The following is an 18681-nucleotide window of genomic DNA, read 5'->3' as shown; positions in this document are numbered from 1 at the left end:
GAAGGTGTCCCCAAGATCAAAAGATCGCAGCCTGCGGCAGCTCCTACACTGCGATCTTTTGATCTTAAAGAGTAATCAGCGCAGGGTATCGACTATGTCGGCGATGGTTGTCAACACGTCCTTGCCCAACTGCTTCGAGCGTTTGCCGGACCAGCCGGTCAGCGGGTTCAGTGCGTCGTTGTGGTCTTTGAAGGGCATTTCCAGGGTCAGCGACAGGCAGTCGAACTTCTGACCAACGCTGTTGCAGGCAAGGGTCATGTTGGCGTTGCCGGGCAAGTCGCGGGTGTAGCCGTGTTTGGTCTGGAAATCCTTGGTTTGATGTTTCAGATGACTACGGAAATGCTCTTCGAGCTTTTCGATCCGTGGCGTATAGCCCGGATTGCCTTCGCAACCGGCGGTGAACACGTAGGGGATTTCTTCATCGCCATGGATGTCGAGGAACAGGTCGACGCCATACTTTTCCATCTGCTGCTGAACGAACAGCACTTCGGGGCTGACTTCCTGGCTGGCGCTTTGCCAGGCGCGGTTCAGGTCCTGGCCCATGGCGTTGGTGCGTAAATGACCGTGGAAGGCGCCATCCGGGTTCATGTTCGGCACCAGGTACAGGTCGGCGCTGGCCAGGAGTTTTTTCAGCACTGGGTCGTCGTGTTTTTCCAGGCGCTCGATCACCCCTTCCATGAACCATTCGGCCATGTGTTCGCCGGGGTGTTGCTGGGCGATGATCCAGACCTTGCGCTGACTTTCGGCACCTGAACCTTTACGCAACAACTGGATGTCGCGACCTTCAACGCTCTTGCCGGTGGCAAGCAGTTCGGTGCCGGCTTTGGTCAGTGCCTGTTCGATCAGCCAGTCATGGCGGCCACGGCTATAGGGCTCGAAATAGGCGAACCAGGCATGAGTGGCAGTGGCTTCGAGGCTGAAACGCAGGCAGTCGCCTTCGAAGATGGTCGGCACCCGGAACCAGTTGACGTGGTCATAGGACGCCACAGCCTGATAGCCATCCCAGGCTTTGTTGTATGAGGATTTACTGGCGTTGTTCAGACGAAACCAATGTTCTTGACCGACGTGCAGACCACTGGCCTTGAAATGGAACCACTGGAAGTGCTGGCTGCGGGTGTCTGGCTTGATCGCCAGTAGCGCTTGCAGAGGATTGCTGATGTCCAGCACGTCGATGTTGCCGCTGTCGAAGTTTGCGCTGATGTCAAAAGAAGATTTAGCCACGGCCATAATCAGTTCCTGAATATGATTTTTATGGCTGCTACTTTACACGCAAGGGAGAGATAAACCGGGGGGAAATTGCGGGGTTGAAAAGGGGGGGCGTCCTCCTTGACGCCGATGCAGCTTAGAGACTGCGCGAGTGATTCTCAAGTGCTATTTTGCGTTAGTTTGGCCCAATGCTACCGGGCTTCTCTTGCCAACAGATATTCATTTGATATCATCCGCGCCAATCGAATTTGCAGCACCCACAGACTTCATTAGCCTGAAGCCAAAGCCAGAATAACTGGCAAAAAAAAGACCCGGCAAAAAGCCGGGTCAAAAACCGTGATTAGCCTGATGAGGAGATAGTCCAGGAGACCGACCTAAGGTCCCTTGGGCCATCGACTGATCTCGCGATCAGTTGATGCAATAATAATCATTATCATTTGCAAGTCAAATGTTTTTATCTGCGCGATTGGAAAATTTTTCCTGTCTTCCTCCAAAGCGCTTCCTCGTCAATCGTTCTGATTGCCCTCCAGAGACCGGTCGACCATCGCCTTGGCCATGTCGATCATGTGCACCGTCGAAAACGCCAGATCCCGGCTTGCGCCCTGCAGCTGGTTGGCTGATTCATGCGCGGTGGCGGCGGCACATCGCAACAGATCCGAAGCATGGACCAGTGCCTCTTCGCTGCTGATGTTACGGTTCACATCGAAGAAACGTTCTTCGTTGGCCTCTTCTGACACAGCTGGTTTCAAGTAATAGTCCAGCGCCCGCTGCGCGGCAGCAGAGCCTTTTGGCGAGTTGAGGGTGGTATCGAATTGCATGTCGGGCAGGGTATTGCTGGGGATGGTCATGACGATGGCAAGCTCCGTGATTAGATTCAAATCCGTGAGCTCAGCTTAGTACGTACTGTATTTGTGTCTTTAATTTAAATACTACAATTTGTGTTTTGTTGGTCGGAGTACCCCACGTATCGTGCCGCACATGGATAAATGGATTGAATTGGTCAAGGCCAAAATGAGTGAACTCAAAGTCACTCAAGAAATACTCGCCGAGCGCATCGGAATGTCCCAGGGCGGCGTCGGCCATTGGCTGAACAAACGTCGTCAGCCCCGCATCCAAGAGATGAACCGTGTCTTGCAGGCGCTGGGGATGGACTATCTGGAAGTTGCGATGGTGATCAGGGAACCGCAGATCTCACAGGATGAAGAGATCTCTCTGGCGCAAAAGTACAACCCGTACTTTCGCTACCCGGTCAGTGACTGGCGGGAAACCGGGGAGGTGCGCGACGGGGAGTTATTGACCTACGGCGCTTCATCGGCTGTCAGCAAACCGCGCTTCGAACTGTCCGATTACCATGCACAGGGCGCAGCGTTCTGGCTGGTGGTGGTCGGCGATGCGATGACCGCGCCCACGGGGGTGAGCATTGCCGCGGACATGTTGATTCTGGTGGACCCGGCCATCGTGCCGGAGCCTGGCAAACTGGTGATCGCCCAATGGCCCGGCAGCGCCGAGGCGGTTTTTCGCAAACTGATCGAAGAGGGCGGGCAGCGTTACCTGGTCCCGCTCAATCCGACCTATCCGAAAGCCCTTTACACCGAAGAATGCCGAATCATCGGCGTGGTGGTTCAGGCGACTGCCAAATTCTAATCAGATCGGTCCTCGCAACGCGTAGGACCGATCTTCATTTCATGTTTGTTCCAACTCCACTAAAGCACTGCCTTCGCTGACCATCTCGCCTTCCTGACAATACAGCGCCTTGATAATCCCAGCGTGAGGCGCGCGAATGCTGTGCTCCATTTTCATCGCTTCCAGCACCACCAGTTGCGCGCCGGCTTCGACCGTTTGCCCGGCCTCCACCAGCACTCGCACGATGCTGCCGTTCATGGGCGCGGTGAGTCCGCCCTGATGGCTGTGACTGGCTTCGACGGCACTGATCGGGTCATACGCCTCGATGCGGCGCAGCTCACCGTCCCATTGCAGATACAGCGTATCGCCACGGCGGATTGCCCGATGCTGGCGGCGCAAGCCGTTGTGTTCGGTCAGCAGGTATTCACCCTTGAGCTGTGCGGTATGAGCGTCGGCATCGCCCAGGGTCAGTGCCCGGTCTTGCCCCTCGCAATTCAAATGCAGGGTGATTTCTGTCGGCAGTCCGGCACGCAAACCGTTGTTAATGGCCCAAGGTGAACTCGGGTCATCGGCGCGCGAAACAGTCGGCTGGCTTTGCGCAAACGCCTGGGCCGCCGCTTGCCAGAATTCGTCACTGAGCGGCGAAGGCTCTGGCAACAGTTGTTCCTGATAACGCGGTATGAACCCGGTATCCAGTTCGGCCGCGGCAAACGCCGGGTGGCCGATGATTCGGCGCAGGAAGTTGATGTTGGTCTTCAGTCCGCCAATGGCAAACTCATCAAGCATGCTTAGCAAGCGCAGCCGCGCCTGTTCACGGTCTTCGCCCCAGGCAATCAGCTTGCCGAGCATTGGGTCGTAGAAGGGCGAAATCTCGTCGCCTTCTTCAACGCCACTGTCCACGCGACGCCCCGGCCCTTCGGCTGATTCGCGGTACAACGCCAGACGCCCGGTGGCCGGCAGGAAATCATGGCCCGGGTCTTCGGCATACAACCGAACTTCGATGGCATGGCCGATCAGCGGCACCTGGTCTTGAGTCATCGGCAACGCTTCACCGCGGGCCACGCGAATCTGCCAGGCCACCAGGTCAAGGCCGGTGATGGCTTCGGTGACCGGGTGCTCGACTTGCAGGCGCGTGTTCATCTCCATGAAGAAGAATTCACCGCGTGCATCCAGCAAAAACTCCACGGTGCCGGCGCCGACGTAACCGATGGCCTGTGCCGAGCGCACGGCGGCTTCGCCCATGGCCCGACGCAGTTCCGGGCTCAGCCCCGGAGCCGGTGCCTCTTCGACGACTTTCTGATGCCGACGCTGAATCGAGCAATCACGCTCATTGAGGTACAGACAGTTGCCATGCTGGTCGGCGAATACCTGGATTTCCACGTGGCGTGGCTTGAGCAGGTACTTTTCCACCAACATCCGCGAGTCGCCGAACGAGGACTGCGCTTCACGTTGCGCCGAGGCCAGGGCTTCGGCCAGTTGGCTGACCTCCTCGACCACTTTCATACCTTTGCCGCCACCGCCCGCCGTGGCCTTGAGCAGCACCGGATAACCGATGCGTTCGCAGGCGTCGCGGAAGGTGTCGAGGTCCTGGGCTTCACCGTGATAGCCGGGCACCAGTGGCACGCCTGCGGTTTCCATCAAGGCTTTGGCCGCGGACTTGCTGCCCATGGCGTCAATGGCCGAGGCGGGCGGGCCGAGGAAGATCAGACCGGCCGCTTCGATTGCGCGGGCGAACCCGGCGTTTTCCGAGAGAAAACCATAACCGGGATGAATCGCCTGAGCGCCGCTGGCTTTCGCGGCGGCGATCAGTTTGTCGATTTGCAGGTAACTGTCGGCGGCTTTGCTGCCACCCAGGTCGACGCGGATATCGGCTTCTCGGCTGTGCCGGGCGTCACGATCGGTGGCGCTGTGCACGGCCACGGTGGTCAGGCCCAGAGCTTTGGCGGTGCGCATCACCCGGCAAGCGATTTCGCCGCGGTTGGCCACCAACAGGGTGGTGAGAACAGATGCGCTCATCAACGCGGCTCCTTGAGGGTGGTTTCGGCTTGCCAGTTCGGCGGACGTTTTTGCAGAAAGGCGCGCAGGCCTTCCTGGCCTTCGGGACTGACGCGGATCCGGGCGATGGCGTTCTCGGTGTAGCGCCGCAGCGCCGGGGTCAGCGCGCCGTGGCCGACTTCACGTAGCAAATCCTTGCTGGCGCGCATGGCCGCCGGGCTGTTGAGCAGCAGGTTATCGATCCACTGATCGACTTTCTGCTCCAGTTCAGCCATCGGGTAGCTCTCCGACAACAGGCCGATTTCCCGAGCCCGCTGCCCGCCGAAACGTTCGGCGGTCAAGGCATAGCGCCGTGCCGCGCGCTCGCCGATGGCTTGCACCACGAACGGGCTGATGACCGCCGGCGCGAGGCCGATGCGCACTTCCGACAGGCAGAACTGCGCGTCGTCGGCACCGATGGCCATGTCGCAGCAACTGATCAGGCCCAGGGCGCCGCCATAGGCCGCGCCTTGCACCACTGCCACGGTCGGGATTTTCAGCTTGGCGAGGTTGTACATCAACTCCGCCAGTTCCCGCGCGTCGTCGAGGTTGGTGTGGTAATCGAGTTCGGCCGATTGCTGCATCCAGGCCAGATCGGCACCGGCGCTGAAATGCTTGCCGCGCCCACGGATCAGCAGAAAACGCAGGCTGGTATCGCTCGACACCTTGTCCAGGGCGAGGATCAGTTCGCGGATCATCTCGGCGTTGAAGGCGTTGTTCTTTTCTTCACGGCTGAGCCACAAGGTCGCAAAACCCCTTGGATCGCTCAGCAGTTCGAGGGTGTTGAAGTCGCTCATGTTTGTCCGTCTCCACAACTCATGTGGGAGCGGGCTTGCTCGCGAAGAACGATAGCGCGGTGCATCAGGTAAACCGCGGTGAATCCTTCGCGAGCAAGCCCGCTCCCACAGAAAATCACATCCGGAACACGCCGAAGCGGCTCGGTTCGATTGGCGCGTTCAGCGACGCCGACAAGGCCAGGGCCAACACGTCGCGGGTCTGCGCCGGGTCGATGACGCCGTCGTCCCACAGCCGGGCGCTGGAATAATAGGGATGCCCCTGTTCTTCGTATTGATCGAGGATCGGTTGCTTGATCTCGGCTTCCTGCTCGGCGCTGAAACCATGGCCACTGCGCTCCGCTTGCTCACGCTTGACCTGCACCAGCACGCCCGCCGCCTGTTCGGCACCCATCACGCCAATCCGCGCGTTCGGCCACATCCACAGGAAGCGTGGATCGTAGGCCCGACCGCACATGCCGTAGTTACCGGCGCCGAAGCTGCCGCCGATGATCACAGTGAATTTCGGCACCTTGGCACAGGCCACGGCGGTCACCAGTTTCGCGCCATGCTTGGCGATGCCGCCGGCCTCGTATTTCTGGCCGACCATGAAGCCGGTGATGTTTTGCAGGAACAGCAATGGGATGCCGCGCTGGCAGGCCAGTTCGATGAAGTGCGCGCCTTTCTGCGCGGCTTCGGCGAACAGGATGCCGTTGTTGGCGAGGATCGCGATCGGGTAACCGTGCAGATGGGCAAAGCCGCACACCAGCGTAGTTCCGAACAACGCCTTGAACTCATCGAACACCGAGCCGTCCACCAGGCGCGCGATCACTTCGCGCACGTCGAAGGGTTGCTTGGCATCCGCCGACACCACGCCGTATAACTCGTCGCTGCTGTACAGCGGCGCGATCGGCGTGCGTTGTTGCAGTTCACCGAGCTTGCGCCAATTGAGGTTGGCGACGCTGCGACGGGCCAATGCGAGGGCGTGTTCATCGCTCTCGGCATAGTGGTCGGCGACACCGGAAATCTTGCAGTGCACATCGGCCCCGCCGAGGTCTTCGGCGCTGACCACTTCACCCGTTGCGGCTTTCACCAGCGGTGGGCCGGCAAGGAAAATCGTCGCCTGTTGACGGACCATGATCGCTTCATCGGCCATCGCTGGTACATAAGCGCCACCGGCGGTGCACGAGCCCATGACCACCGCAATCTGCGGAATGCCCATGGCGCTCATGTTGGCCTGGTTGAAGAAGATCCGCCCGAAGTGTTCGCGGTCCGGGAACACTTCATCCTGACGCGGCAAGTTGGCACCGCCGGAGTCCACCAGATAAATGCAGGGCAGGCGATTTTGCTGGGCGATGGTCTGTGCGCGCAGGTGTTTTTTCACGGTCAGCGGATAGTACGAGCCGCCTTTCACGGTGGCATCGTTGGCGACGATCATGCATTCGACGCCTTCCACCCGACCGATACCGGCAATCACGCCAGCGGCGGGAACGTCTTCGCCATACACCGCGTAGGCCGCCAGTTGGCTTATTTCCAGAAACGGCGAGCCCGGATCGAGCAGGCGATTGATCCGTTCACGCGGCAGCAGTTTGCCTCGCGAGGTGTGGCGCTCTTGAGCCTTCGGGCCGCCACCTTGCTGCACTTGCGCGAGCAGGGTGTGCAGGGCGTCGACCTGTTTGAGCATCGCCGCGCTGTTGGCCGCGAACTCCGCCGAACGGGGGTTGAGCTGGGTATGCAGAATAGCCATGTGCAGCTCCGTTTAGCGGGTTTCGTTGAACAGTTCGCGACCGATCAACATGCGGCGGATCTCGCTGGTGCCGGCGCCGATTTCGTACAACTTGGCGTCACGCAGCAGACGACCGGCCGGGAATTCGTTGATGTAGCCGTTGCCGCCGAGAATCTGGATCGCGTCGAGGGCCATTCGGGTCGCGCATTCGGCGCTGTAGAGGATGACGCCGGCGGCGTCCTTGCGGGCTGTTTCGCCGCGCTCGCACGCCTGGGCCACCGCATAAAGGTAGGCACGGCTGGCATTGAGTTGGGTGTACATGTCGGCGACTTTGCCCTGGATCAACTGGAATTCGCCGATGCTCTGGCCGAACTGTTTGCGGTCGTGGATGTAAGGAACGATCAGGTCCATGCAGGCTTGCATGATCCCGGTCGGGCCGCCCGAGAGCACCACGCGTTCGTAGTCGAGGCCGCTCATCAGCACTTTCACGCCGCCGTTGAGCACGCCGAGGATGTTTTCTTCCGGCACTTCGACGTCATCGAAGAACAGCTCGCAGGTGTTGGAACCGCGCATGCCGAGCTTGTCGAACTTGTTGCTGCGGCTGAAGCCTTTGGAGTCGCGCTCGACGATGAAGGCGGTGATGCCGTGCGGGCCTTTTTCCAGGTCGGTCTTGGCGTAGATCACGTAGGTGTTGGCGTCGGGGCCGTTGGTGATCCAGGTTTTGCTGCCGTTGAGCACGTAGTGATCACCGCGTTTGTCGGCGCGCAGTTTCATCGACACTACGTCGGAACCGGCATTCGGTTCGCTCATGGCCAAGGCGCCGATGTGCTCGCCGCTGATCAGCTTCGGCAGGTATTTGCTTTTCTGTTCGTGTGTACCGTTGCGGTTGATCTGGTTGACGCAGAGGTTGGAGTGGGCGCCGTAGGACAGGGCGACCGAGGCCGAACCACGGCTGATTTCTTCCATGGCGACGACGTGCGCCAGGTAACCCAGGCCAGCACCGCCGTACTCTTCCGGCACGGTGATACCCAGCAGGCCCATGTCGCCGAATTTGCACCACAGGTCGGCCGGGAACAGGTTGTCGATGTCGATCTGAGCGGCGCGCGGGGCGATCTCTTTGGCGACGAAGGACTGAACCTGATCGCGCAGCATGTCGATGGTTTCACCGAGGGCAAAGTTCAGGGATGGGTAGCTCATGGGGCACCTTTTGGCTTTTTTGTAGGGTGGGGAGAGCAGTGATTCGATTCTCACCTTTACGTTAACGTAAGCCTGTGACGAATGGCTGTCAATCACCCTTTACGTTAACGTCAACTTGAGCGAGAGTAGAGCCAGTTCTGAAAGACCTGTGGGAGCGGGCTTGCTCGCGAAAGCGGTTTGTCATTCAACATTGAAGTCGACTGATCCACCGCTTTCGCGAGCAAGCCCGCTCCCACAGAGTGCCGTCGGTAAACCCACTAATAAAGACAATAGGGTCATCATGGATCAACCCAGTGCAAGCCCACAGCGCAGCTATACCCGTGGTTCCCAGGACAAAGCCTTGCTGGCGATGACCATCGGTCAGGCGTTCGATAACACGGTCGCGCAATACCCGAACGGGGAGGCGTTGGTCGTGCGCCATCAACAGCTGCGCTACACCTGGCAGCAGCTGTCAGAGGCCGTCGACCTGCACGCCAAAGCATTTTTGGCGCTGGGCTTGCAGACCGGTGACCGGCTCGGCATCTGGGCGCCGAATTGTGCCCAGTGGTGCATCAGCCAGTTCGCCAGCGCGAAAATCGGCGTGATCCTGGTCAACATCAATCCGGCTTACCGCAGTTCCGAACTCGAATACGTGTTGAAGCAGTCCGGTTGCCAATGGCTGGTCTGTGCCGGGGCTTTCAAGACCTCCGACTATCACGCCATGTTGCAAGGATTGGTACCGGAACTGGCGGAGCAATCCATCGGCCAGTTGCAGAGCGAACGACTGCCGGAACTGCGCGGGGTGATCAGCCTGGATGCGCAGCCGCCATCGGGTTTCCTGCCGTGGTCGCAGCTGACCGATCTGGCGGCCAGCGTGTCGGTCGAGCAATTGCGCGAACGCCAGGACAGCTTGCATTTCGACCAGGCGGTAAACATCCAGTACACCTCCGGTACCACGGGTTTCCCCAAGGGCGCGACCCTCAGCCACTACAACATTCTCAACAACGGTTACATGGTCGGCGAAAGCCTAGGGCTGACAGCCAATGATCGACTGGTGATTCCGGTGCCGCTGTATCACTGCTTCGGCATGGTCATGGGCAATCTCGGCTGCGTCACCCACGCCAGCACCATGATTTACCCCAACGACGCTTTCGATCCATTGCTGACGCTGAGCACCGTCGCCGAAGAAAAAGCCACCGCGCTTTACGGCGTGCCGACCATGTTCATCGCCATGCTCGATCAGCCCAAGCGCGCCGAATTTGATTTGTCGAGCCTGCGCACCGGGATCATGGCCGGGGCGACCTGTCCGATCGAGGTGATGCGCCGGGTTATCAACGAAATGCACATGAGCGAAGTGCAAATTGCCTACGGCATGACGGAAACCAGCCCTGTGTCTTTGCAGACCGGTCCGTCAGACGAGCTGGAATTGCGTGTCACCACCGTTGGCCGCACCCAGCCGCAACTGGAAAGCAAAATCATCGACGAAGCGGGCAACCTGGTGCCACGCGGCACCATCGGTGAGTTGTGCACTCGGGGTTACAGCGTGATGCTCGGCTACTGGAATAACCCGCAAGGCACCGCTGAGGCTATCGATGAGGCGGGCTGGATGCACACCGGCGATCTGGCGAGCATGAACGACGAAGGCTACGTGTGCATCGCCGGGCGTAACAAGGACATGATCATCCGCGGCGGTGAGAATGTTTATCCAAGGGAGCTGGAAGAGTTCTTCTTCACCCATCCGGCGGTAGCCGACGTGCAGGTGATCGGCATTCCTTGTTCCCGTTATGGTGAAGAGATCGTCGCCTGGATCAAATTCCACCCCGGTCACAGCGCCACCGAGCAGGAGCTGCAAACCTGGTGCAAGGAGCGCATCGCACACTTCAAGACGCCGCGTTACTTCAAGTTCGTCGAGGAGTTTCCGATGACGGTGACCGGCAAGATCCAGAAGTTTCGGATGCGTGAGATCAGCATTGAGGAGCTGCGCATCAACAAAGACTGACACGTAACCAATGTGGGAGCGGGCTTGCTCGCGAAAGCGGTGGATCAGTCACCATCAGTATTGACTGACACACCACATTCGCGAGCAAGCCCGCTCCCACATTTGGATCGAGAAAAACCGGAAGGCAAGAAAGCACAAAGGGGAGCCGAAGCTCCCCTTTAATTTTGTCGTTACGTGCTCTTTTTTTATTATTGAGGGGCGGTCTGTTGTTGTTTTTGGCAACCGTGGCCCTTTACCGCTGTTTTTGTCGATCCCCATCCGGGATCAAGAGCAAACGTATTTTTTTGAGCGCTGATCTGCTTTTTCGCTAAGCGATCCAACCAGTTCGGGAGCTACCTGAAGGTAGTTTTATTGTTCTCTGCCCGGTTGCGGGTTACTTCGAAAAGCACCCTGAAAAGCACATCCTCTCCAAAAAAATCTGTTAGCTGCGTCTCTGCCGTGTTGTTCTTGTTATGTCAGAGTCGTTACGTCTTATTTTTATTGGTTTGCAGTTTTTATTCTTGTTATGCCATAGAGATAGCAGGAGCCGTGCCAACTTTTAAAAACCCTTTAAATTCAATGATTTGAGCTTTTCGTGAGATTTCTCATCCGACCCAAACCCGACAATTTGTTTCCGTGTTACTCGTTTCCGCCCACATGTCAGAACACGCGGTAACACCTGGACACATCCACGCTGTCACTGTGCGCTGCGGGCCTTGGCCACGCGCGAACCGGTAGGGCGCCCCAGCACCGAGCAAATCTGTTGGCCGGCCCGAATCAAGGCGTCCAGGTCGATGCCGGTCTCGATGCCCAGGCCGTTGAGCAGGTAAACCACGTCTTCGGTCGCGACATTACCGCTGGCGCCCTTGGCGTATGGGCAGCCGCCGAGGCCGGCGATGGAGCTGTCGAACACCGCGATGCCTTCGAGCAGGCTGGCGTAGATGTTGGCCATGGCCTGGCCATAGGTATCGTGAAAGTGCCCGGCCAGTTTTTCACGTGGTACGTCGGCCGACACCACTTCGAACATCTTGCGGGTCGCGCCAGCGGTGCCGGTGCCGATGGTGTCCCCCAGCGAAACCTCGTAGCAGCCCATCGCATAAAGCTCGCGAGCAACCCGGGCGACTTGTTCCGGTGCAATGTCACCTTCATAAGGGCAGCCCAGCACGCAGGACACGTAACCGCGCACGCTGACGCCGTGTTGTTTGGCGGCGTCCATGATCGGTACGAAGCGCTCCAGGCTCTCGCTGATCGAGCAATTGATGTTGCGCCGGGAAAACGATTCGGACGCTGCGGCGAACACGGCGACTTCCTTGACCCCGGCAGCGATGGCATCTTCAAAGCCCCGCAAGTTGGGGGCGAGGGCGCCGTAGGTTACGCCCGGCTTGCGCTGGATTTGCGCGAAGACCTCGGCGGAACCGGCCATTTGTGGCACCCATTTGGGCGAGACGAAACTGCCGACTTCTATATAGCCCAGGCCTGCGGCGGTCAGCGCGTCGACCAGTTGCACCTTGTCCGCGACGCTGATGGGTTGGGCTTCGTTTTGCAGGCCGTCGCGGGGGCCGACTTCGACCAGGCGTACGTGGGTGGGTAGGGACATGGAGGATTCACCTGTAGTAGTGGGCGAGCGACGATCTACTGTGGGAGCGGCGGTGCGGCGATCCGACTTGCTCGCGAAGGCGTCGGGTCAGCCAACATCAGTGTTGAATAACAGACCGCTTTCGCGAGCAAGTCGGATCGCCGCACCGCCGCTCCCACACTGAATCGTCGTACGATTATTGGATGGCCTGCTGGCTCTTGATCGTCTGTTCCAGCGCCTGGGTGCAGCGCTCTTCAGCCGTGTCGAGTTCCAGTTTCATCTGTTCGATGTCTAGCAGTTGCTGTTCGAGTTGTTCCCGACGCTCGGCGATTTTCGCCAGCATGCTGTGCAGTTGCTTGGTGTTACCGCTGGAAGGGTCATAGAGCTCGATCAGCTCGCGGCATTCGGCCAGGGAAAAACCAATGCGCTTGCCCCGCAGGATCAGCTTCAGGCTGACCTTGTCACGGGGCGAATAAATCCGTTCCTGGCCGCGGCGCTCGGGGCTGAGCAGGCCTTGTTCTTCATAAAAGCGAATGGCCCGGGTGGTGATGTCGAGCTCGCGGGCGAGGTCGGAAATGCTATAGGTCTGGCTGCTCATGGAAGCGCTCGAAAAAGGTCATGGCGCTAAGCTAATGGCAGGTTGACGTTTACGTCAAGGGGCATGGATCTTCGTTGGTATCACCGGCTTCTTCGCGAGCAAGCCCGCTCCCACAGGTGACCGCGTTCTCTCAGGGGAATGCGATCAAATGTGGGAGCGGGCTTGCCCGCGAAGAACGATAACGCGGTCCAAAGCCCTACACCTTATCCAGCTTCTTCTCATGCGCCGTAACTTGCTGGCACAGCTCGATCATCTGTTCGCGCATCCAGCGGTTGGCCGGGTCCTGGTCGGTGCTTTCGTGCCAGTAGAGGTGGGTTTCCACCGGCGGAACCTCTTTGACCGGCAGGTTCACCGAGTACAAGTCATGGCGACGGGCGAAGCGTTCCGGCACGGTCATGACCATGTCGGTCTGCTGCAACACCTGGGACGCCATCAGGTAATGCTGGGAGCGCAGGGCGATCTTGCGCTGGATGCCCATTTTGCCCAGGGCCAAATCGACATAGCCCAAACCGCTGCGGCGACTGGAGATATGGATATGGGTCAGTGACAGGTAATCGTCGAGGGTGAATTTGTCTTTGCCTGCCAGTGGATGGCCCTTGCGCATGGCGCACACGTAACGGTCCTCCATTAGCTTGACGTGACGCACCTGCGGGTCAGTGTTGAGTGGCGCATCCACCGCGAAATCGAGACGACCGGCGGCCAATTCCTTGGTGGTCTCGCGACGTTTGGACAGGAAACTTTCGATGATCACCGTCGGCGCCAGGCGTCGCAGGCGCTGGAACAACGGCGGCAGGATCACCGCTTCAGTGAGGTCGGTCATGCTGATGCGGTAGGTCTTGACCGCCTGCAACGGGTTGAAGATGCGACTTTCCTGCACCGACACGCGCAGCAAGGAGAGGGCATTGCGCACGGGGCCAATGATGTTCTGCGCCATTGGCGTGGGCACCATGCCTTGGGCGGTACGCACGAAAAGCGGATCGTTGAAGGTCTCGCGCAGGCGGGCCAGAGCGTTCGAGACTGCCGGTTGAGTAATGCCGACAATTTGCCCGGCGCGAGTCAGGTTGGCTTCGGTGTAGATCGCGTCGAAGACGATGAAAAGGTTGAGGTCGACCTTGCTCAGATTCATTGCGCTGCGCTCTCTGCTTCTTGTTTTAGGAAGGTGGCTCTATCAGTCGATCATATATCGGTGATGAATGTTAATACACGCCGAGAATAGGCTAGGTAAATTATCAACGCTGTTCTAGCATCGATTGCATGCCCTGAACAACCTCCCTTAAGTAAGAAGGTAGCTGCCCATGGATTTCGCTTATTCGCCCAAAGTGCAAGAACTGCGTGAGCGCGTGACCGCGTTCATGGACACCTACGTTTATCCCGCTGAAGCGGTGTTCGAACGCCAGGTCGCCGAGGGCGATCGCTGGCAGCCAACAGCGATCATGGAAGAACTCAAACTCAAGGCCAAGGCTGAAGGCCTGTGGAATTTGTTTCTGCCTGAGTCCGAACTCGGCGCCGGCCTGACCAACCTCGAATATGCGCCGCTGGCGGAAATCATGGGCCGCTCGCTATTGGGTCCTGAACCGTTCAACTGCTCCGCGCCGGACACCGGCAACATGGAAGTGCTGGTGCGTTACGCCAACGAAGAACAGAAGCAACGCTGGCTCGAACCGTTGTTGCGCGGCGAGATCCGCTCGGCGTTCGCCATGACCGAACCGGACGTGGCCTCGTCCGACGCCACCAACATGGCCGCCCGCGCCGTGCGTGATGGCGACGAATGGGTGATCAACGGCAAGAAATGGTGGACCTCAGGAGCCTGCGATCCGCGCTGCAAAATTTTGATCTTCATGGGGCTGAGCAATCCAGATGCACCGCGCCATGCGCAGCACTCGATGATACTGGTGCCGGTGGATACCCCGGGCGTGAAGATTGTGCGTCCGCTGCCGGTGTTCGGTTATGACGACGCGCCTCATGGCCACGCCGAAGTGCTGTTCGAAAACGTCCGGGTGCCGTACGAAAACGTCCTGTTGGGTGAAGGACGCGGCTTCGAAATTGCTCAGGGTCGCCTCGGCCCAGGCCGGATTCACCACTGCATGCGTTCGATCGGCATGGCCGAGCGTGCGTTGGAGCTGATGTGCAAACGTGCGGTCAACCGCACTGCGTTCGGCAAACCCCTGGCGCGTCTGGGCGGCAACATCGACAAAATCGCCGACTCGCGGATGGAGATCGACATGGCGCGCCTGCTGACGTTGAAAGCGGCGTACATGATGGACACCGTCGGCAACAAGGTGGCGAAAAGCGAGATCGCGCAGATCAAAGTCGTCGCACCGAACGTGGCATTGCGGGTGATCGATCGAGCGATCCAGATCCATGGCGGGGCAGGGGTTTCCAACGACTTCCCGCTGGCCTACATGTACGCCATGCAACGCACCCTGCGCCTGGCCGACGGCCCGGACGAAGTGCACCGCGCGGCGATCGGCAAGTTCGAGATCGGCAAGTACGTGCCTAAAGAGATGATGCGTAGCGGTCAGTAGCACCGAGGCGCCTGCCATTCGCGAGCAAGCCCGCTCCCACATTTGACCGCATTCCCTTGAGAGAACTCGGTCACCTGTGGGAGCGGGCTTGCTCGCGAATGCGTCAGACCTTTCACCGCGAGGGTGTCTGGTTCAATACACCCAAACCTCAACCCGCCGATTCTTGATCCGCCCCTCATCCCCGCTGTTGGTCGCCACCGGCATCTCGGCGCCGAAACCGCGAATCTCGCGAAACACCACGCCGCTTTTCACCAGCTCTCGCCGTACCGCCATCGCCCGCAGTTTCGACAGCAGGTCAGCCCGAGCGGGGTCGCTCTTGGCGTCGCCAAACCCTACCAGCGTCACCTGCCGATTGGTTTTGTCGTGCTGCTTTATATAGTCGAGCACCCGTGACAGGTCCTGTCGGGCCTTGTTGTCCAGCGTTGCGCTGCCTTCTTCGAAACGGAAATTCACCGTCAGCCGCTGGGCATGACGGCTGAGTGCCTGATAACCCTCGGGCATCAGCGCATTCGGCGTGACGGCCATGGCCTGAACGGTTTGTGCGATAAAACCATTGGCCGCGACGATCGCCTGGCCTTTGCTGCTTTGGGCAAACTTCACCAAGGCCTTGGCCCAGGGATTTTTCCCATTTGGCGGTAGATAAAAGAACAGCCGACGGGACAGAGGGTAATCTTCCGTCGCGATCAGGCTAGTGAGCGGCAGCATGGCCTGGGAGTCGCCATCGACAATGGCCACGGCTTTGGCCTGGCGCACGTAAGGCAAACCGATGAAGCCGATGCCTTGCGGGTCCAGACTGACCGCGTCGGACAATTGCTCGCTGGATTCGAAGCGTTTCGCGTTTTCGCTCAGGGTTTTCCCACGCGGGCTGAGGACCAGTTCCTTGAACGTGTCATAGGTGCCCGATTGATCATCCCGGGCGTAGAGATGAATCGCCCCACCGATGCCACCGAGTTCTTCCCAGGTTTTCGCTTCGCCGCTGAAGATCCGCGCCAGTTGTACGGTGTTGAGTCGCTTCAGCGGATTATGCGGATGAAGGATGATTGCCAGCCCATCGATTGCGATGACTTGCTCGGCAATCGGGCTTTTCAGGTCGCCCAGCGGTTCGAGATCCAGCCGTTCGCTGTCCTTGATCGGGCGCGACGAGGCCGCGAGATCGGCAGCGGCGTTTTTCAGGGCTTTGAATCCGGTGCTGGAACCGTGGGCCGCGACCTCCACCTCGACTCGACGCCCATGAACGGTTTCGCCAACGATGCGTTGTTCGTTGGCTTTGTCCGGGGTATCGCGGTGAACCTTGAGCAGGCCCTGTTCACGCATCAATCCCTCGACCAGCGCCGGGCCCAATGCCGCCCCAATGGTGTTGGAGCCCTGGATGCGCAGGACCGGGCCATGTTCAGGTATCGGCAAGTCGCCGGCCGACACCGTTAATGGCAGCAGGGCGGCGAGCATCGACAGAAACAACACGCGCAGCGTCATGCCGGCACCTTATAAGCCTGGGAAAGTGCCGGGAGAATAAGTCAGTAAGGTTTCTGAACGATGACAGTTACCAAATGTGGGAGCGGGCTTGCTCGCGAAGGCGGTCAATCATTCAACATTGATGTCGACTGACCCAGCGCCTTCGCGAGCAAGCCCGCTCCCACATCAGCTTTGTGTAGATGTTGTAGGATCAGCTCAACTCAAGCCAGATCGGCGCGTGATCGGAAGGTTTTTCCATCCCGCGCAGATCGTAATCCACGCCGGCATCCTTCACTCGCGGCAACAACCCATGGGACGCCATGATCAGGTCAATCCGCAACCCGCGCTTGGGGTTATCTTCAAACCCACGGCTGCGGTAGTCGAACCAGCTGAAACGGTCGGCAACGTCCGGGTTCAGGTGACGGAAACTGTCCACCAGACCCCAATTCTTCAGGCGGGCCATCCATTCGCGTTCTTCGGGCAGGAAGCTGCATTTGCCGGTTTTCAGCCAGCGTTTCATGTTGTCCGGGCCGATGCCGATGTCGCAATCTTCCGGGGAAATGTTCACATCGCCCATCACCACAATCGGCTGGGCGTTGCTGAACTGGTTTTCCAGCAACTGCTGCAGATCGCTGTAGAAGCGTTCCTTGGCAGGGAACTTTGTGGGGTGATCGCGGCTTTCGCCTTGTGGGAAATAGCCGTTCATGATGGTCACCGGCACGCCATTGGCGTCGGCGAAAGTGCCCCATATGAAGCGCCGCTGAGCGTCTTCTTCGTCAGTGGTGAAACCCTTGTACAACGCGATCGGTTCCTTGCGCGAGAGCAGGGCCACGCCGTAGTGGCCTTTTTGCCCATGGAAATGCACGTGATAACCCAGCGCCTGAACCTCGGCGAGGGGGAACTGGTCGTCGTGGACCTTGGTTTCCTGCAGGCCGATCACGTCCGGCTGATGTTTCTCAATCAGCGCCGCCAGCTGATGCGGGCGAGCGCGCAGCCCGTTGATGTTGAAGGAGACGATCTTCATGGTCGGCAGTCCTGGCAAAAGTGCGATGCTAGCTGACATGTAGGAATGGGGCCAGCCTTGGGGTGAGGGGATTCGTTGTGTTCTGTCAGACATTTGTTGGCAGTGAAGACGCCTTCGCGAGCAAGCCCGCTCCCACATAGATTGATGTCGCCGCAAGCATCGTGGTCTATACCTTGTGGGAGCGGGCTTGCTCGCGAAAGCGGCTTAAGCATCAGCGCCGATTTCGGATCAGTCAGGAACTGTGCCAGCGCCAACACGCTCGGAACAATAAGAGCGCCGCCATTTTTGAGCCGCGCCCAGGGGAGATCTACCGTCATGCCCGAAACCTCCACCACCATCGCCGATATCCACATGCTCGACAGTGGCTATTCCCGCGAAGCACGCTCCCTGCTGTACCAGGCGTACCGGCACGAGCCGACGTTCGGCTACCTGTTCGAAGCCGAACGCCCCGGTTATGAACAACGAGTAAGGGCGACGGTGCGCGAACTGGTAAAGCAACACTTTCTTCAGGATTTGCCAGCCATCGGCCTGCTGGTGAATGACCGTTTGATCGGCATCGCCCTGATCGCACCGCCGCAACGCCGCCTGGGCATCACCGAAAGCTGGGCCTGGCGCCTGCGGATGGTGCTCAGCACCGGGTTTCGCTGTACCCGACGCTACCTCGATTACCACGCCGCCGTGATGGCGTGCGTGCCGTCCGATTCGGTGCATGTCCTGCCGTTGCTGGGTATTCACCCACAATTTCAAGGCAAACACTTTGGCGAACAATTGCTGCAAGCGGTGCACAACTGGTGCGCGGTCGATGAGCACTCACAGGGCGTGATCCTCGACACCGGGAATCCTCGTTATCTGGAGTTCTATAAGCGTCAGGGCTACGAGGAAATCGGCGAAGTGGCCGTAGGACCGATTCGTGAGCACGTGTTTTTCCACGCCAACCCGCAGGTGTTACAAACAGCAACGGCGTGAAGGGAGAACTTTCGCGGCAGGTCA

At 59.1% G+C, this 18681-nt stretch carries 15 protein-coding genes; 4 read left to right on the top strand and 11 right to left on the bottom strand.

Annotation, left to right across the window (positions count from 1 at the left end):
* Positions 1-75 precede the first annotated feature (75 nt).
* Together IC37_RS01085 and IC37_RS01080 are read right to left on the bottom strand one after the other, a co-directional pair.
* Positions 76-1227 carry a M14-type cytosolic carboxypeptidase gene (locus tag IC37_RS01085; RefSeq protein ID WP_030130882.1) on the bottom strand — a complete coding sequence of 384 codons (1152 nt, stop codon included), beginning with the start codon at positions 1225-1227 and terminating at the stop codon, positions 76-78.
* Between the two features lie 485 nt (positions 1228-1712).
* A complete protein-coding gene (locus tag IC37_RS01080) occupies positions 1713-2054 on the bottom strand; it encodes a DUF6124 family protein (RefSeq protein ID WP_030130883.1) in 342 nt (113 codons plus the stop codon).
* A 130-nt stretch (positions 2055-2184) separates the two neighbouring features.
* Here IC37_RS01080 and IC37_RS01075 point away from each other — a divergent pair, with 130 nt between their 5' ends.
* Entirely contained in the window at positions 2185-2850 is a 666-nt protein-coding gene (locus IC37_RS01075; protein WP_030130884.1) for a LexA family transcriptional regulator, read from the top strand.
* A 39-nt stretch (positions 2851-2889) separates the two neighbouring features.
* Here the strand turns inward: IC37_RS01075 and IC37_RS01070 are convergent, their stop codons facing one another.
* From IC37_RS01070 to IC37_RS01055, 4 genes are all read right to left on the bottom strand, one after another.
* Complete coding sequence (locus tag IC37_RS01070) at positions 2890-4845, bottom strand: acetyl/propionyl/methylcrotonyl-CoA carboxylase subunit alpha (protein WP_030130885.1); 1956 nt, start codon at positions 4843-4845, stop codon at positions 2890-2892.
* Positions 4845-5660, bottom strand: a complete 816-nt coding sequence (locus IC37_RS01065) for a gamma-carboxygeranoyl-CoA hydratase (protein WP_030130886.1) — start codon at positions 5658-5660, stop codon at positions 4845-4847. The genes IC37_RS01070 and IC37_RS01065 overlap by 1 nt, the downstream gene beginning before the upstream one ends.
* A 115-nt stretch (positions 5661-5775) precedes the next feature.
* Positions 5776-7383: a carboxyl transferase domain-containing protein gene (locus tag IC37_RS01060; protein WP_008014290.1), complete on the bottom strand. Its 1608-nt coding sequence runs from the start codon at positions 7381-7383 to the stop codon at positions 5776-5778.
* A 12-nt stretch (positions 7384-7395) separates the two neighbouring features.
* Positions 7396-8559 (bottom strand): isovaleryl-CoA dehydrogenase, encoded by a 1164-nt coding sequence (locus tag IC37_RS01055; protein ID WP_030130887.1) that lies wholly within the window; start codon positions 8557-8559, stop codon positions 7396-7398.
* A gap of 280 nt (positions 8560-8839) precedes the next feature.
* Here IC37_RS01055 and IC37_RS01050 point away from each other — a divergent pair, with 280 nt between their 5' ends.
* Positions 8840-10537 (top strand): AMP-binding protein, encoded by a 1698-nt coding sequence (locus IC37_RS01050; protein WP_030130888.1) that lies wholly within the window; start codon positions 8840-8842, stop codon positions 10535-10537.
* 676 nt (positions 10538-11213) lie between these two features.
* Here IC37_RS01050 and IC37_RS01045 read toward each other — a convergent pair.
* From IC37_RS01045 to IC37_RS01035, 3 genes are all read right to left on the bottom strand, one after another.
* Positions 11214-12113, bottom strand: a complete 900-nt coding sequence (locus IC37_RS01045; RefSeq protein ID WP_030130889.1) for a hydroxymethylglutaryl-CoA lyase — start codon at positions 12111-12113, stop codon at positions 11214-11216.
* A 175-nt stretch (positions 12114-12288) separates the two neighbouring features.
* Entirely contained in the window at positions 12289-12690 is a 402-nt protein-coding gene (locus tag IC37_RS01040) for a MerR family DNA-binding transcriptional regulator (protein WP_030130890.1), read from the bottom strand.
* A 196-nt stretch (positions 12691-12886) separates the two neighbouring features.
* Positions 12887-13816: a LysR family transcriptional regulator gene (locus IC37_RS01035; RefSeq protein WP_030130891.1), complete on the bottom strand. Its 930-nt coding sequence runs from the start codon at positions 13814-13816 to the stop codon at positions 12887-12889.
* Between the two features lie 169 nt (positions 13817-13985).
* On the opposite strand from IC37_RS01035, the gene IC37_RS01030 reads away from it, so the two are divergent.
* The gene (locus IC37_RS01030) at positions 13986-15215 is read left to right on the top strand and encodes an acyl-CoA dehydrogenase (RefSeq protein WP_030130892.1); all 1230 of its coding nucleotides are present in this window, start codon (positions 13986-13988) and stop codon (positions 15213-15215) included.
* 132 nt (positions 15216-15347) lie between these two features.
* Here IC37_RS01030 and IC37_RS01025 read toward each other — a convergent pair whose 3' ends face one another.
* Entirely contained in the window at positions 15348-16688 is a 1341-nt protein-coding gene (locus tag IC37_RS01025) for a substrate-binding domain-containing protein (RefSeq protein ID WP_030130893.1), read from the bottom strand.
* 190 nt (positions 16689-16878) lie between these two features.
* The gene (gene xthA, locus IC37_RS01020) at positions 16879-17691 is read right to left on the bottom strand and encodes an exodeoxyribonuclease III (protein WP_030130894.1); all 813 of its coding nucleotides are present in this window, start codon (positions 17689-17691) and stop codon (positions 16879-16881) included.
* 315 nt (positions 17692-18006) lie between these two features.
* Here xthA and IC37_RS01015 point away from each other — a divergent pair, with 315 nt between their 5' ends.
* Positions 18007-18657 (top strand): N-acetyltransferase, encoded by a 651-nt coding sequence (locus IC37_RS01015; protein WP_030130895.1) that lies wholly within the window; start codon positions 18007-18009, stop codon positions 18655-18657.
* Positions 18658-18681: the final 24 nt, after the last annotated feature.

This window comes from Pseudomonas sp. QTF5 (assembly GCF_000512695.2).
In the GTDB taxonomy this organism is placed as follows: domain Bacteria; phylum Pseudomonadota; class Gammaproteobacteria; order Pseudomonadales; family Pseudomonadaceae; genus Aquipseudomonas.
Note: the sequence above shows the minus strand (reverse complement) of the source record. Positions and strands in the feature narration are given on the sequence as shown.